This window comes from Bacteroidota bacterium (assembly GCA_016720935.1).
Lineage (GTDB): Bacteria > Bacteroidota > Bacteroidia > AKYH767-A > 2013-40CM-41-45 > JADKJP01.
The window spans coordinates 1-15,873 of the sequence record JADKJP010000005.1 but is presented as its reverse complement, the minus strand read 5'-3'; the positions used below and the strand labels follow the sequence as shown (position 1 = coordinate 15,873).

The window sequence follows — 15,873 nt, the reverse complement described above, 5'->3', positions numbered from 1 at the left end:
TTATTTACACGTTTTGTAAAAATGTTCTATCTTCTGATGAAAACTGATCAAAGTTTCATCATTTATTTCGAGGTTTTTATCGATCCAGTTGTATTGAGAAAATATATTTCGAATTTCTTCGGTATTAACTTCTGATTTCCGTGAAATTCTTTCAATCACATGATCATCCACATCGTAAGTATTGATGAAATACTTGTTGCGGATAAATGCCTGGAACAGTTTCATCTTGTGTACGCAGATGACACGGTGATTCTTTTCCTGGTAATACAATTGACCTACCGTGCGCACATATTCCAGAGAAGTATTTTTGTTGACCTCCTGGAGTGGAATAATTCTTTGTCTGCGCTTACCAAAAAACAACATGTACAAAATAGTAAATGCAAGAGTAAGATACCATGCCCAGCGTAAACTTTCCTGTGACAAAATATAACCCAAAGGACTTTGGCTCAAACGCAAATCCGAATTAAAATTCAGATTACTTTCCAGTTGGTTGTATTCATCCCAAATGATTTCACCGGGTTTCAGGTAAGAGAAAACCTGTGAAGCATATTCCAGGTTTGTCGGATTTTTCAATTGGTAATTTGAAAACGCCAGAGGTGTAGTATACAGGTAAAAATCACCATTGCCATAACGTGCATGCAGGTAATTAAACTGACCATTGTTCATGGACCCCAACACATCCTGGTCGGGATTTTCCTGACAAAAGAAGGTGCTGTCGATATAGGACCAGGAATATGAATATGGAATGTTGCGAAAAACATAATTCAGTCGTGTAGTTTTCCCGCTATGAAAACTTTCGGAATATAATCTCACATTCACAAAGGTGTCTTGCGCTTGGGCGTAATACAGGTATTCCTCAGCACAGGTGTCGGGGAAAATTTGTTCCAGAATTTCTGTCGGACAGGATCCGGCAGCGATGAAAGCGGTATTTCCTTCGTTGACGAAATCAAGCACCGTGTTGATCAGGCTGGTGTCAGAAGGAAATTGAGCACCCATGAAAATGTAATTCGCGTATTCACCGGATTTTCGTTTGGCCAGTAAATCTTTCAAAGGTTTTTTAGAAACGGTGAATGCTTTACCCGGAAAATAAGACTTCAGTAATTCTCCAATGACAAAAGCGCCATAAGGCTCCTTGCTTTCCAATTGATAACTTTCGTACCAGTTATACCTTTTTGTATTGCTCCTGAATAAATAAGCGATTCCCGCCAGCAGTAACACTCCGGCTAAACCAAGAATCCATTTTCTTGTTTTAGTCATTTCCGGATGCAGGATTTGAAGAGTTGATGTTCTTATTTTCTACCGCATTGACAGCAGAAGGAATGGAAGAAAGAAATGCATCAAAGGCAGGAACAGTGAGAATGAATTTATTTTCATTTATTTCCGCTTCTCCATACCAGAATCGCTCAAAAATAAGCGTGATGTCGGCAAAGGGAAAATAAATGCCGGTAGGAAAAGTCTCAGTCAAATAATCGTGATTGGTTTTTTCCTTTTTCCAATGGATGATTTTATGTCGTGACAATTCCCTGATAGCCATCAGGTACTTAACACGGATGGCTTCCCGATAATCCTTGCCTTCCAGAGCTCTTGAATACATTTGCTCCAGATCCATCTCCTGGATGTTTTCTTCGTCACGAATATTCAGGAATCCTGTGGAGGTGCTGATTTTTTTATTCCGGGCGAAATAATTTCCACGCATAATCTTATACAGCAAAAATATCAGGAGTGCTCCGACTCCGATGAACAAAATTGTCTTTACAATATCAGGATTCATGCTGAAACCGAAACTCCGCTTCTTCCCTGGCCGTGGCGCTGTATCGCTGGAATAATCAATATCTTTTGTCATCTTTTCCCATTGGCTCTTGCTGAACTCATGTTTACTCACAGCGGACGAGTCAATAGATATGTCGGCCCTGACCTGCAAAACAAATAGCAGGAGAAAAATTCCGAAAGACGCGAGGATATTTTTTCGGTTCATCTTTTTCTGGTTTCGGAAAGCTTGTTTTTAAAAGCCGACAAAGTGTGAAACAGCCCATTTGCTTCGTCGATCTCCCTGAGAGAAAACAACAACAAACCTGTACCGCAGGCAAAAATGGGAATGATCAAACCAAATATCAGGTAGGAGCTGAACAACATCAGGAAGAGCACAATTTGTTTCACCACTGTGCGATCAAGATTGAGATTCCAGTTCAGTATTTCATAGTAGAAATAAACCAGCGGAGAGTCGATGAGGAAGAAATAAATCAACCCTACGAGACAAAGCATAAAGAATAACGCGTATGTTTTGCCAATCGATACATTGATACTGCGAAGTCCATTTGAAAACCCATGCATGAGATCAACTCGGTCAAGGATCGAATTCACCAGCCACATTAGAAGAAAAGGGACAATTACAATAAACACAAAGAAAAGCAGGATGCCATCCATGAAAAAAGTAGAATGTATCAATGTTACTATGAGTAGGCTTTTAAAAAAATCAGCAACCGGGTTGTTGAAATTTTCCCTGTTGGCCGAATCGAAGTCAACCAGATGTTTTCTAAACCAACGCAAGGCATTTAATAAAATAAGTGTCATGAACAGGACATTGATGAACAGCAGCACCGGAAATTTTGAATAGTTGATAAATTGGGCCGCGAAAAACCAGTCGCGATAGGCGTATTTGTATTCGTTGCCATTCAGCAAATTTCCGGCATAGGGAAGAAGATAAACTATCGGTGCGCAAAGAACCGTCAACCACCAGGAGTAACGAAATAGTTTTCCAAAATCTTTTTTGTAAAAAAGAAAGATGTCTCTGAAAATTTCTCCATTACTTTTAATTTGGTTCACTTCAATACTGAACGATTCAGCGACAGGTAAAAGAACTTCTTTTTCTTCTTCTTCAAAACCTCTTCTGGCTTTCATTACAGGATACCAGACAAAATACCCGAGGATAAATGTGAGAGAGAGAAAAATCAGCAGCGCTTTTATCAAAGCCGGCATCTCAGTATAACGTGTCATGAAACTTTCAATGATGGCGGCAATGATGATGATAGGGACAATACCCAGAAGAATCCGGAAACCCTTCCTTGCGCTCAGCATGAAAGATTGTAAGCGGGAATAGGTTCCCGGAAAAACCAGTCCTTTTCCCATTGTAATTCCCGCTCCCGCACCGATGATGATACCGGAAATTTCAAGTGTCCCGTGGAGCCAGATGGTGAGAGATGAAGAAAGCAATAAACCCTGCTGATAAAAAAAAGTACTGAAAAGCTCCAACCATAATGCCATTGTAAATCACCATGAATACAGTGCCAAGAATATAGAATGCGCCAAACACAAAAGTCATAAAGGCGACTCTCAGATTGTTCAGTGAAATGTAAAGGAACATTTCCGAACTGCCGCTCTTTTTATAAACAGCCATCGGATCTCCTTTCTTGATATTTTCAAGGGTCATTTCTACATAATCATCACCCATGATTACTCTGGGAAATTGTTTGTCGTAGGCTGTAGAAACAACGCCGATAAGAAAGGACACAAGAAAAATGATGAGTGAAAGAGTGAGTTCCTTCCTGGCTTCGTATACCAGTCGGGGTAATTCTTCTTTCCAGAAATGAATAAAACGCTTTTTGTTTTCCTTACGGTTTTTATAAATACTGTGAAATACCTGTGAAGCGATATTGTTCAGGTAAACTCTTACCGTACGGTTAGGGTAAAATGTCTGGGAATAAGCAAGATCATCTGTAACCTGCACAAATAAATGGCTAAGCTTATCCGGATCTTTTCTTTCTTCTTTTAGCAGGGCTTCGAGTTCCTGCCATTTTTTCTTATTTTGTTCGATGAAATCCGTTTCGCGCATAGGCTCAGATAGTCTGTGTAAAAATAGCAATATTCTTAAGCCCTCTTTATCCGGTCCAAAGAAAGATCATGAAAACCATTGATATTACCACGGCCCAGAATGTTACCATCGAACATCATCTTGCGGAAATCGGAGACCGGATTTTCGCCTTTGTTATCGATTTTATCATCATTATCCTGAGTGTTGTGTTTTTTCGATTGCTTTACACAACGGTGATGCCTTCCGACTACCAGAAATTCGCTGATTATATTGTGAGTGTGCCCATCGTGCTTTTTTATACTCCCGTTTCCGAAATGCTCACACACGGAAGGTCGATCGGAAAAAAAGCGCAGGGTTTACAGGTGGTGAAATTGAACGGACAGGAAGTAGGATTTACGGATTACCTGATCCGCTGGACTTTCCGGATGGTGGATATTTATTTGTCACTCGGTTCTGTTGCTACATTACTGATCAGTTCGACAGACAAATCACAAAGACTTGGCGACATGCTCGCAAATACAACCGTTGTTCGCATTCGGCCACGTTACGCGGTTCAGCTGAAAAATATTTTATCGATGCAAAACGCGGGAACCTATACGCCACGCTATCCTGAAGTAAAACAAATGACAGAGAAGGATATGCTTTTTGTGAAATCCACCCTCGATCGTCTGAAAAATTATCCAAACGCGGCCCATCGTGAAGCCGCTGATGAGCTCGCGAAGGTACTTAGCGAACACCTTGGCATTACCAGCGTCTACGACCGCTCCGATGTCTTTCTGAAAACGTTAATTAACGATTATATTGTTTTGACCAGATAGTGTCCTTTGGGAAGTGAAGACAATGTTATTCAGTTAAGAAATCAATTTAGTTTCAATTGACCTAAAAGATCTCTGCGAGATGACGATCGTATGGTATACGATTGTGTCGTCCAGTTCCCGCCGAACAAGCTTTGTTTCATTTTACCAATTATTTTCGGCGGGAACTGGACGACATTCACCAGAATAAACTGCTGTCATCTCGCAGAGATCTTTTAGGTAATTTGGTAATATTGTCTCAGGCAAATAGGCAGACCCCTTTTTGCTTAAATAATAACATTGGGAAGTGAAGAGGGCCACGGGGCGAGGGTCAATTGGGACAGACTAACTAAGTGTGAAAGTGATCTTAATATCCTAAAAACACCGAAGACAAGCTTTACCAGATACCAGGTGGATGAGTTAGAATATTAATTTGATAAAAAAACCACAAAGCACTAAGTACTAACCACTAAGCACTAACCACTAACAACTACCTCTTGCGTGCAAAGTAAATCTTCCTGTGATTCGTCGCGAGTGGGTGATCAGAGAGGACAGGAGGGAAGAGGACGTGTTTTTTGACGAGGTCTTTGCTGAAGTTCTTTTCGTCGACAATGCTGACATTAAAACCGGCTGCCTCCAGCATCTCCTTGAAATCGCTTCCATAAATGCGGAGATGATCGTATTGTCCAAATTGTTTTTCCCGCTCTGCAGGATCGGTAATAGACAAATCTTCATAGGTCTTCACCAGATTGTCTTTCTGTGGTACTGAAAAAATTCCTGTGCCACCTTTCTTCAATATTCTGAATACCTCGCGGATTCCCCGTAAGTGATCAGGAACATGCTCCAATACATCAAATGCAATCACACAATCGTATGAGTTGTCAGCGATAGAGGGCATATTGGAAATGTCGAGCTGGAAATCAATTTTTCTATAAGTATATCCTTCCGCAAGGAAATCCGCTGTCTGATAAGTAGTGGCTTTATCCTGTATGAGTTGATCGAGATATTCTTCCGGAGCAAAATGAAGCACTTTTTTCCCGTAGATCAGTTGTTCAAATGAAAATTCTTTAATGTGTGTGAGCGAAGCGATCAGTAAGCGTTGACGGAAATGTGAATAGCAACGCGGACAAGTACTGTACTTTTGCCAATTGACAGAGCGAAGTTGATTAGCGCGATAACCGCAGACATTACATTCTACACTATAGCCGGTAAGTGTACGCCAGACCCAGATCAAACGGAAAAGAATGGCCTTTAAAAAATGTTTTAGGCTGCGAATTAATTTATTCATTTGAATTCCCCAGAAACATCCTTGAATTTCAGAAGGTCTTTGTGTATGCAAAGTAATTATTTTATTGTGCTCCGGATCATTCTTCAATCAAAAATAACACTCCTCAAAATCAATGTACAGGCCCTGGAACCCGCCGGGTGCTTGACTTTTTTAAAACATTCAACGAATAATAAACTTATTCAGGGAAATACTTATGCTTTTAAACTTTATTGGATAATTTCTTTGAGAAGAGAAATACGATCACAATGAACAGCCATGAAACAAAGGGAATCACGAGATATACAAAAGCTGGTTTTGCGCCCGGAAGAGTGAGGACTCCACTATATACTAACAATGAAAGAATTGACAGAATAATCACGAGCTTGTTGATGGATGTACGAAGGGGATATACTCGTTTATTTTCCGTCATCATGGCAAAAAATAGCCCGGCAAAAGGTGAAATGACCCAGCAAGTAAACAAACCCAGCAGCAAAAGGGATTTTTGTTGACTGCTTACCCGGAACATGAAAAAAAGCGAGCCAATAATTCCAATCAGCGCTGACGCAAGAGCGATTGTTCGGAATGAGTTTTTGTCAGAAGAAGATTTTTCGGTCATAATCCTTCTATTGCTTTCCGGTTGTACACCTGGTTAATTCAGATTTGAAGTTCGTAAAAATAGTTCACATAAAAAAGTACCGTGTTAGAAATAGAAAAGGGGCATAGATTGCTCCATGCCCCTTTTCATAAATATGTGTTCCTAGTTTTTCGAAAAATTCTTTTCCATCATTCCGCCATTGCCGTCGAAATCATTAGTGATTACCAATACTGATTTGTTCAGCTTTATCACCTGCCATGTACCATTGTATCTTGGGAATCCATCAATGGTAATTTCAACCTTTGTCATGGTGGTGTGAACAGAAACCGTTCCTCTTCCCACTTCCACGAGATTTTCTCCACGTGAAGGTGCCGCTTTGCGGATCAGGGTTCCATTGTCGATGGTCCAGGTTTCGTCAGGCAAACTGCTTGGGATCTGGATCATGCTCCAGGTACCGTTTAATTCAGACATCACACCTTTTTCCGACTTCAGGTATTCCGCTTTTTCACAAGAAGTAAATGTCATTCCTGTTATGAAAAGTAAACAGGTTAGTACATAAGTAGAAATTTTCATCATGAGAATAAATGTTATGTGAGGAATAAAACTATTAAGCCTGAGCAATTGAATACAGCATGCTCATCGCATGGTCTCTTACGTGAGGTTTTTTGTTCCGTTGCAGATGCCTCAAAAGCTGGCTGTAAGAAAAAGCGGAATTCGTTAGAGAATTAAGTGTCTTTGAAAATTAATCCCTGATTAAAAGCAAATGCAGAAGAATAATAAAAAATTTCAATTGTAAGGTTTAAGCCCAAATAGCTCACCGCTTAGCGTCCTTGGCGTCTTTGCGAGAAATAATTTCACGCAAAGGACGCTAAGATTTAGTACTTCATAAGCTTTACGCTTTCCTGTATCCCTTCTCCTCGAAGTTGTAAAAAGTACACCCCGCCGGATAAATCCACATGGATAGATTTCTTTGCGACAAGATCCTGTTCCACATCCATTGTTCCCTGCCAGATGATCTGACCAATTGCATCATAAATATCAATTTCCAGTTGCTGTACATTTCTTGCATTGAATATTTCTATATAAAAACTTCCTTCATTCGGATTCGGATAAATGTGAATGTAATATTGCGGCCCTTTGCATTCAGTGGTCAGTACTTCTATACTATCAGCCGCTATGCATCGAAAATCAGCGGAAGCGGTGACCCAGTAAATTCCGGCCGATTGTATCGCCAACGTTGAATCGTGCGAACCATTAGACCAGTTGTAGGTATAAAAATTCGCCCCCGCATGTAACAGCAAATTTTCGTTTTCACAAATTGTTGTATCCGGCCCCAGGTCAATATCCGAAAATATAAAGTAAGTTACCTCGATGGAATCTTCTACACTACAGTTTTCGGCAGTCACCGCATTCAGGATATAGGTTCCTGAAGTATCCACAACAATACTCGCGGTGGTTTCATTGGTTGACCAATGGTAATTCGTAAAGCCGTTGGTTGCCTGTAATGTAATTTGTTCGCCCGGACACAATGTTGTATCAATTCCCAGGTCCAGAGAAGGAACTATTTTATTTTCCACGTGAATTGTATCCGATGAAATGCAATTATGATCAGTATTAACTCTCACCCAATAATCACCGGGTTGGAAAATTGTCAGAGAAGCTTGTGTACTTTGATCTGACCATTGATAAGTGGCAAACTGGTTGCCTGGACTAATACTGATATAACCTCCCTGGCATAGTGCTGTGTCGATGCCAAGATTTGCACGCAGTGTGTCAAACACAATGTCTATCGTATCACTTGCCGGACAACTGGAAGCGGAAATTACCTGCACCCAATATGTGCCGCTTTGATTTACGTCAAGTGAAGATGCAGTGCTTTGGTCCGACCATGTATAAGAAGCGAAGCCCTGACCCGGACTGAGTTGCAGAGATGACCCATTGCATATGGTTGTATCACCGCCGAGTGAAATCTGCAATGAATTATCATAGATCACTTCAATTGTATCCGCCGCAAATGCATTACAATCTCCACGAGAGCTTACCTGTACCCAATATGTTCCTTCCTGCCAGGCGGTGAATTGTGAATTCGGTGATCCGTCCTGCCAACGATATGTTGTATATCCTGTTCCTGCATCGAGTACAACCACTGCGCCGGGGCAAATTATTTTATCCGGACCCAAATCAACATGTGTCAGGGAAGTGTCCTGTGTTATTTGTATCGTGTCGCGCAAAGTGCAGCCATTTGTAGTCGTGACTTTTACCCAATATTCTCCCGGGCTCGTAACAGAATAATTTGGATCAGGATTTCCATCCTGCCATTGATAGGTAAGGAAATTTTCCTGAAGGGAAAGGGTTAATGTGTCTCCTGCACACAAAGAAGTATCCGGACCAAGAGCGGGTAATGCCGGAACCGCGTGGATGAAAAGGGTATCTGAAAGGTTACCACAATTGGTCGTTTTCAAAATAACCAGCGTATCAGTACCTGCGCCGGTAAAGCTGAGTATGATGTTGCTGTCAGTTTGCGCATTGATGGTTGCATTTCCCAATATCGACCACGAATACGAACCAAGGTTCCAGACATTCGCTCTGATGGAATACTCCTCCAGTCCTGAATTGGGACATACTGTGTCCGGGCCACTGATCAAAAGATCATCCGTAAAAAATGCGGTCGACATAAAATTGGGAAGCCCCATCATGCTGTTTTCTCCATTCAGAAAAACGCCGTTAGGTCTTGCCATGCAGGCAATACCGGTAGCATTGGGATAATCAATCACCCCACGTAAGCATCAACAGGGTGAATCCATTGGGAAAATATATTTTCCCGTCCGGAGCCAGCTGTAGTCCATTTTGATTTCCCGGCGACATCAGCAATACTTCTGTTCTGGAATTGATAATCGTCGTGGGGTTGCCCGAGCTAAGATCATATTGCAAAATGTGACCATCACCCATATTTGTGTGTTCATAATGGTAAAGTTTTTTGTTGTCGGGAGAAAATTCAAGGCCATAATTGTATTGTGAAGCAGACATCGTAATCGGATTCGATAACAATCCAGTTGCATTGTCAAAATGATACAGCTCGAGAGAATAATCAAACGTACTGATAGCCATCCATTGTCCGTCAGAAGAAAATTTTATGTGTCCACGTCCCGGTTCATAAAACCATCCAGTATGTACTTGTCCGATCGCACTGACCACCGGTGTTGTATTCACACCAGAAGAATCTACGAGGTATGCTAAAAAGCGATTGGTTCCCCACTCGTGTGTCATCACCCAGATGGATCTGCCATTGCAATGCATCGTGCCTGAGACTTTTTCTTCAACTGGTGAAAAGAGATTAATGTTGTAAGGGAAAATATCACCAAGACCACCATTCAGGGTCATGTCAACAACAGAATACCGGAATGGAGCGGCGAAAGAATCTTCCGCCACCGCTGTTTCGAAAAAAATATATTTCTCCGGATGTTGCGGCCATGGAACAGCGAGACCTGCCTGGCTTGCCGACATTCCACCATATAAATAAATAGAGTTGGACATCGCGACATGATTGCGGTTAAACATCGTGTCTCCATCCGTGTAAAAGAGAAGATTGCCCGAAGGGTCCGACATGCTCACGCTACCTTCAAATACCCACAGCGCTCCATCGGTCACCGCTTGTACGGATCCGGATGAAAAATCCAGACCTGCATGACTTCCAAAATACCAATGTGCCGCCTGCATATCCTGGCAACGGCCAACCTGCACGAACACAGAAGAAGAAGTGTCATAACAAAGTCCGTTGAATGTCACCAGCGAAATGCTGTAGCCTCCGGTCTGGTAAAACATATAGCTGAGAGATGTGTCTGTACCAATAACCTGTCCGTCTTTGAGCCACTGGCAGGACACAATTCCCGGTGTAGTATTCGTAAATAACACTGTAGTGCTTCTCGGAATACAGGTGGAAGTATTCATGTTGAATGTACTCGCTGAACCACAAATCACTTCAATTGTATCATCCGCTGTTTGTGTGCAGCTGCTGTCGCCATTCATCGCGATGAGTTCGATGATATAGGTTCCCTGTGTTGGAAAAGTATAATTCAGATCTGTCGCCGACGAAACCGGAACATTGTTGACCAACCACTGATATGTGATTCCACCGGAACTAAAATTTTGGAAGGTGAGTGCAGTACCAACATTGACGGTACTGGAAGGCGTATTGAATACAGCTGTCACAGGATTCGTGCAAAGGCTCCAGCATCCGTGTGAAGCAAGCAGGCTCGCGCGCGCGTTGTTGGAGTGAGGCGATCATACGATCTTTTTGTCCGGAAGTAAATTGGGTATGACAACCAATTAGACCATAATCCATGTGATTAATAATCATATCCGGCTGATCACCGAGACCGCCCTGCGCAACAGGGCGAAAAGGGTTGTTCAATGAAACATCATCCGCGTCGGTGGTACAGGTGTTTGTTGTTGAATTACAGGGAACCGTCGCGGTGGAATTATCCGGTGGCGTATCGCAGACGTGATCACCATCAGCCAGACAATCGTTATTGGTACAAGCCCCTTCGAATGTATGATACAAACCGAAATAATGTCCTGCTTCATGTATGTGAACTTTGGAATTATCGGTAGAGCTGCCAAAAAACCGGCTTCGTTTACGATTCCATCTTCAGGATTACCGTGTGAGGATGGAAAGTAAGCGTAACCTGCTACTCCATTTCCCATGGACAGAGAAGTAATTTCCTTCACCAGCCAGATATTAAGGTAACGCTGCGGATCCCAACGGTTGAGATTTTTGAGAGTGATGTCATCCGTTTCCATGGTCATGTTGGTGAGTGTGGAAACATCGCGGTGATACCGGTAGTGAATGCTCCGTTCGGGTCCTGAATGGCAAGACAAAATTGAATACCTATATCCACACCGTTAGCCTGTGTATAAGCGCCCGAATTTGAAAAAGCTTCGTTGAGGTCACGAATTCCCTGGGCGACCACCGCGTCGGAAATGTTTTCTGTGCCGTTGTTGTGGATTATGTGGACGACGACGGGAATTGAAGCGATAGTTTGTGTTTGGTTGGAACCGCTTCCATGACGGGAAAGTCCGGTATTACGGATGTCCAGCTGATCGTGGATCAGGCTGTCGATTGCCTGGTGACGAGTGCGCAGGAGGGGATTTGACTGCAGTATGTTTTTCAGCAAATCATCCGAAGGGCAAACCGGCGCGTAGCGATCCTGAAGATGTGATGCATCTCCAAAACGCGGAGAAGAGGTATGTTGTTGGCCAAAAAGCGATAATGCAAAAACAAAAGCGCGAGGCAGGGGAAGAGTCTTTTCATAAAACGACAGGATCACCATGCTAAGGATCCTTCTGCCTGAAAGTACGGAAAAAATCATTTGCCGGTAGTTGCCCGGTGGTCAGTCATTGGTTTTGGTTGTCAGTTGTTGGTTTTAGTTGTTAGTGATTTTAACGTTTCGTTGATTTTACTCCCGACTCCCGACTTGCCTGTCGACCACTCGAAGGGTCAATGGAGTAGTTTGTCCGGTTTGATGAAATTTGGAAAAAAAGATCAATTTTTTAATAATTATTGTTTAATAGATAGATAATTGATCTTTCCGCCAGAGTTCATAAAGCAGGCCTTTGTATTTCTCAAATTGAATAAATCCAAACTCCAATTATTTAGTAATTTCTTTAAAAAATTTGGAGTTCATTTAAGGAAATAATTGTTTAACTTCGAATCAATAGCAAAATTCGACAAGTATTTTGAAATGGAAGTGATTCTTAATTCGATTATAAAAGGACTGATCATTATATCTTTTATTATTTCATCGGCCTTCATTTTTATTTTGGAAAGTACACCAAAGGCATGTCTGCATGGAAAACGAAAGGTGAAATCACCAGGGATGAAATTTTAAAAAGACCTATACTGGAAGTGCTGAACAATAAATACGATCGCTTGAAGTAAAAGGTTTTGAAATGTACTTCCTTGGACCGGGAATGGATGTCTGGGAAGCTACGTCTAAAAAGCGATTCACTAACGGAAAACATGATTTACATGATCAGAAACAAGATTTATCCTCATAGTAGTATTGCTACCAGAATTTGGTTTGAAAGAATAAATATTATTGATAAAACGAGTCAAAAACAGTATTTGGATACACTATATTACTTTGAATTGAAATAGAACGGCCAGCATTGAGATTTTAAATCAAATTGAAAAAGAGTGAGTATGTCTTGAGAAATCTATTCTAAACGCTTTTTTATATACTTTTATACTTAAGAAACGGGTAACAAATGTCAATACTCTGATGATTCAATTTCATTGATACGCTTGAGATGAAGGGCTCGATACCATAAGCGATAGAACTGAACTTTGTTTAAATGCTTAAAACACATATGCTATGGCTAAGCAAGGAGACCAAATCACTAATGCAAGGACAGGCAAAAAATGATTTTCCTTCAAACAGGGAAAGAAACAAATGGAAGGCTTTTGAAATCGAGTCTTTCAATCCTAAATCGGACATGCGAGAGCCTATTCATGTGCATCCAAAACAAGAGAGCTCTGCTCAAGTTATAACGGGAAGACCTCCACTTTTGGTTAATGATAAGAACAAGTTGTCGGGCCGGGTGAAAAATTATCATTCCTGCAGGTGTTCCACATTGCTTTTGGAATGAAGATGATATTGAAGCACATTCAATTCAACAGTTCACACCTGCACTAAAGATTGATGAGTTCTTCCGAATCTTTTTTTTCGCTCTTGCAAAAGACAACAAACTTAGTAAAAGGTGGAATGCCTCCATTTCTGCAGCTACCACTCATGGGAAAAAAACAACCGAAACGAAATCAGGGTAAATAAATCCTCCATGGGTGATCCAGTTTATCTTATTTGATATTAGCACCCATCAGTTTTTAATGGGTTATAGAGCCAGATATTATTCTAAAAATGAAGTTTAGTGTTAATTTTCGGGGTGAAAAATGGAATGAAAAGTGATTTCTTTACTGATTATGAGTAGAAATAAATTATTTCCCCGTTTATGTTAGATTTATCTTTTATGAAAAATAAAATTTGCAGGGCGCAAATTTTAGGGAGCTTATCGGCGCACCTTTTCATGGAAATATTAATGCTATTTGCTGGACTCGTAAACTTACAGGTGATTTTCGGAGATTGTAAAAAGACAGAGATTAACGGGAATATTATAGTGGTTCAGGAAGATGAATTATTGCAGCTTCACTTGAGTGATCAGGGCCAATTGGCCCGTGAGATTCTTATAAATGATTTAAATCTTTTGAAAGCTCATGGCGCTTCACCGGTCTTAAACTTATTAAGTACTATGAGAGAGACGAGAACTTCCCTTTTTTCCAACGGATGTTTATTCTTATCATGTTGATCGCTCCGGCACCGACGGATACTTTTTATGCACCTACTATGGCGAGTCGAGGAGATCCTTGCAACTTCACAGGCGGAACAAAAAATTCTTGTTCCGGAAATTCGCGAAGAGCTGAAAAACAATACAATGGTCTGGAGGAAGGATTTGCATACATTTTTATCTGAACATTTTTTTGATCTTCATTATAGGGCAAAACCAGATTCAAGTCCTGTTAGCTTAGGTATCGGAAACATGTGGAGATTGGCTGTTGATCATCCTGAAAGTAAAGTTCTACTCCTTGTGTTCATCGGGCACCACAGGAAAAGCCGGGAGAGATGCGTCTGTTGTTGATTTGTTGAATGTAAAAATTGGATTAAACAAAACATGAAAAAAACAAATTTTTATATCTGATTCTGTCCATTCTTCTCATCATGTTCTCAAAAGGAAAAGAATGAAAGTAATGGAAGTGGAAACAACAACCAGCAATTGCAACTTACTTCACATCCGCTTACCATTGGAAATTCCTGGTGCTATTATTCTGAAATGCACCTTGTAAATTCACTTGGAAACAGTATTCAGGATGATTATTATGATATGATTTGGGAAGTTGTTTCCGGATACAATTATCCATGGATTGGTTTGTTCGAAGGTTTCCCAGGTGGATAGTAATTGGAATGGTTCAGTTTATGTGCCCTGCTTTCATTACTAATAAGCCGTGATTTTTTTTTACGTGGTGTAGCCGTAGAGGATCAGGGAAGGTATGTTGTATTTGAGGACTTCTGGAACAAGCGGTTAGAACCCGATTTGATTTATTCGTGCTCCTTTGGAATAAGCTTTTAACGACAGATTCAGTTTATGTACCCGGACAATATCCCTGAAATTTGAAATTTCCTTCGAATATAAATGAAATCCGGTTTTCATATGAATACAACGGGCCGGGTGGAGATGTGCTGTGAAACGAAAGTATATTAAGGACAGCAGTGCTAAATACGAATGCGGAATCTTTAATTGTATAAGCTGCTGTGTGTTTTGGGATAATTGATAACAATAACTCACTTGATTCTCGACGATCGGAAATCTATCAATATTTTTCTTCAAAAGGCTTAATACAGGAAGAGTGGAATGAAGCTGTGATTTTTGGGGAGGACTTGTAATTGATTCATTACACAGGATTACCAAACTTGTTCATGTGAATTTCTGAACCAGTTTCATTCATCCAACAGTTTCCGTTGTCCAGATGGAAATGAGGAGTTTCTCCTAAGAAGAGAGAACGGATTTGCTCAAATTTTTAAACGCCTGCTCTATTCCTTAGATTAACTATTAATTGTTGAGGAAGCAGAGGGCCAAAGACATTCAATTCAGAAAATAAATGAGAAAACTAATTGTAGCCATCAATATGCGACCCTTGAATGGCCAGTGATCACACCGCAATTATTCCGGATGAGGAGATTCATCAGCATTATACGGACTTGCTAAACGAAGACACTATCTTATATGGACGAATCAATTATCAATTAATGGAATTCTGGCGGACCCATCCTTGCAAATCCATCCGAGAGAGAAGTCGATGGTCGAATTTACGGTGTACCATTGATTAAGGTGTTCTAAACTTGTTTTTTCCACAACACCGAAAAATTTGGATTGGGAAACGGCAAAACTTTGCAAGGGAAGGATTTGAAATCGGATGTGATTGAACTAAACAAAAAGAAGGGAAGGGTATATTTGTCGGCAGTCCGGGCTTGATTGTGTTCCCGATGAATCTAAATTTAATTGATGAATTACAACTCTGTATTCACCTGGTTATTACTGGTAGCGGTTTACCTTTATTTAAAACATTATGAATAGAGTGGAACTGAAACTTCAAAAACGAAACTTTCCGATGTGGAGGCTGCGATACATATTATGAAACAATAAAAGTGGCGAAAGAGAGATTATTCAATAAATTCCGAAAAGATTTCAATATCGTGAGAATGAAAGATGTTTGTGTCTCTCCAAAAAAGTATATCTTGATATATTTAGAAGGAAATCAAATAGATTCGGTGTATTTCTACAAATACTTTAATGATAA

At 40.7% G+C, this 15,873-nt stretch carries 12 protein-coding genes and 1 pseudogene; 3 read left to right on the top strand and 10 right to left on the bottom strand.

Going from position 1 to position 15,873, the window contains the following annotated elements; all coding sequences use genetic code 11:
* From IPP86_06775 to IPP86_06765, 3 genes and pseudogenes are all read right to left on the bottom strand, one after another.
* Window positions 1–1,257, bottom strand: a complete 1,257-nt coding sequence (locus IPP86_06775; GenBank protein MBL0138220.1) for a hypothetical protein — start codon at window positions 1,255–1,257, stop codon at window positions 1–3.
* Window positions 1,250–1,975, bottom strand: a complete 726-nt coding sequence (locus tag IPP86_06770; GenBank protein ID MBL0138219.1) for a hypothetical protein — start codon at window positions 1,973–1,975, stop codon at window positions 1,250–1,252. Before IPP86_06770 ends, IPP86_06775 begins: the two co-directional genes overlap by 8 nt.
* Window positions 1,972–3,829, bottom strand: a pseudogene (locus tag IPP86_06765) (stage II sporulation protein M). Before IPP86_06765 ends, IPP86_06770 begins: the two are co-directional and overlap by 4 nt.
* 68 nt (window positions 3,830–3,897) lie before the next feature.
* Here IPP86_06765 and IPP86_06760 point away from each other — a divergent pair.
* Window positions 3,898–4,626: an RDD family protein gene (locus tag IPP86_06760; protein ID MBL0138218.1), complete on the top strand. Its 729-nt coding sequence runs from the start codon at window positions 3,898–3,900 to the stop codon at window positions 4,624–4,626.
* Window positions 4,627–5,092: 466 nt separating this feature from the next.
* On the opposite strand, the gene IPP86_06755 is transcribed toward IPP86_06760, so the two are convergent.
* The 7 genes from IPP86_06755 to IPP86_06725 form a co-directional block, all read right to left on the bottom strand.
* On the bottom strand, window positions 5,093–5,890 hold the full coding sequence (locus IPP86_06755; protein ID MBL0138217.1) for a methyltransferase domain-containing protein: 798 nt from the start codon (window positions 5,888–5,890) through the stop codon (window positions 5,093–5,095).
* 199 nt (window positions 5,891–6,089) lie between these two features.
* Entirely contained in the window at window positions 6,090–6,485 is a 396-nt protein-coding gene (locus tag IPP86_06750) for a hypothetical protein (GenBank protein ID MBL0138216.1), read from the bottom strand.
* A 141-nt stretch (window positions 6,486–6,626) separates the two neighbouring features.
* Entirely contained in the window at window positions 6,627–7,040 is a 414-nt protein-coding gene (locus IPP86_06745; GenBank protein MBL0138215.1) for a hypothetical protein, read from the bottom strand.
* 299 nt (window positions 7,041–7,339) lie between these two features.
* Window positions 7,340–9,238, bottom strand: coding sequence for a T9SS type A sorting domain-containing protein (locus IPP86_06740; protein MBL0138214.1), 1,899 nt, complete (start codon window positions 9,236–9,238; stop codon window positions 7,340–7,342).
* On the bottom strand, window positions 9,231–10,673 hold the full coding sequence (locus IPP86_06735; protein MBL0138213.1) for a hypothetical protein: 1,443 nt from the start codon (window positions 10,671–10,673) through the stop codon (window positions 9,231–9,233). Before IPP86_06735 ends, IPP86_06740 begins: the two co-directional genes overlap by 8 nt.
* A complete protein-coding gene (locus IPP86_06730) occupies window positions 10,603–11,052 on the bottom strand; it encodes a hypothetical protein (GenBank protein ID MBL0138212.1) in 450 nt (149 codons plus the stop codon). The genes IPP86_06735 and IPP86_06730 overlap by 71 nt, the downstream gene beginning before the upstream one ends.
* Before the next feature lie 214 nt (window positions 11,053–11,266).
* On the bottom strand, window positions 11,267–11,833 hold the full coding sequence (locus IPP86_06725; GenBank protein MBL0138211.1) for a hypothetical protein: 567 nt from the start codon (window positions 11,831–11,833) through the stop codon (window positions 11,267–11,269).
* 1,971 nt (window positions 11,834–13,804) lie between these two features.
* Between IPP86_06725 and IPP86_06720 the strand changes: the two genes are divergently transcribed.
* Window positions 13,805–13,990 (top strand): hypothetical protein, encoded by a 186-nt coding sequence (locus tag IPP86_06720; protein ID MBL0138210.1) that lies wholly within the window; start codon window positions 13,805–13,807, stop codon window positions 13,988–13,990.
* A 301-nt stretch (window positions 13,991–14,291) separates the two neighbouring features.
* Entirely contained in the window at window positions 14,292–14,471 is a 180-nt protein-coding gene (locus IPP86_06715) for a hypothetical protein (protein ID MBL0138209.1), read from the top strand.
* Window positions 14,472–15,873 lie beyond the last annotated feature (1,402 nt).

Coding starts and splice junctions, on each gene's coding strand:
- IPP86_06755 (MBL0138217.1), bottom strand. CDS start 5,890: ATGAATAAATTAATTCGCAGCCTAAAACATTTTTTAAAGGCCATTCTT.
- IPP86_06725 (MBL0138211.1), bottom strand. CDS start 11,833: ATGATTTTTTCCGTACTTTCAGGCAGAAGGATCCTTAGCATGGTGATC.
- IPP86_06775 (MBL0138220.1), bottom strand. CDS start 1,257: ATGACTAAAACAAGAAAATGGATTCTTGGTTTAGCCGGAGTGTTACTG.
- IPP86_06745 (MBL0138215.1), bottom strand. CDS start 7,040: ATGATGAAAATTTCTACTTATGTACTAACCTGTTTACTTTTCATAACA.
- IPP86_06770 (MBL0138219.1), bottom strand. CDS start 1,975: ATGAACCGAAAAAATATCCTCGCGTCTTTCGGAATTTTTCTCCTGCTA.
- IPP86_06760 (MBL0138218.1), top strand. CDS start 3,898: ATGAAAACCATTGATATTACCACGGCCCAGAATGTTACCATCGAACAT.
- IPP86_06750 (MBL0138216.1), bottom strand. CDS start 6,485: ATGACCGAAAAATCTTCTTCTGACAAAAACTCATTCCGAACAATCGCT.
- IPP86_06720 (MBL0138210.1), top strand. CDS start 13,805: ATGTTTATTCTTATCATGTTGATCGCTCCGGCACCGACGGATACTTTT.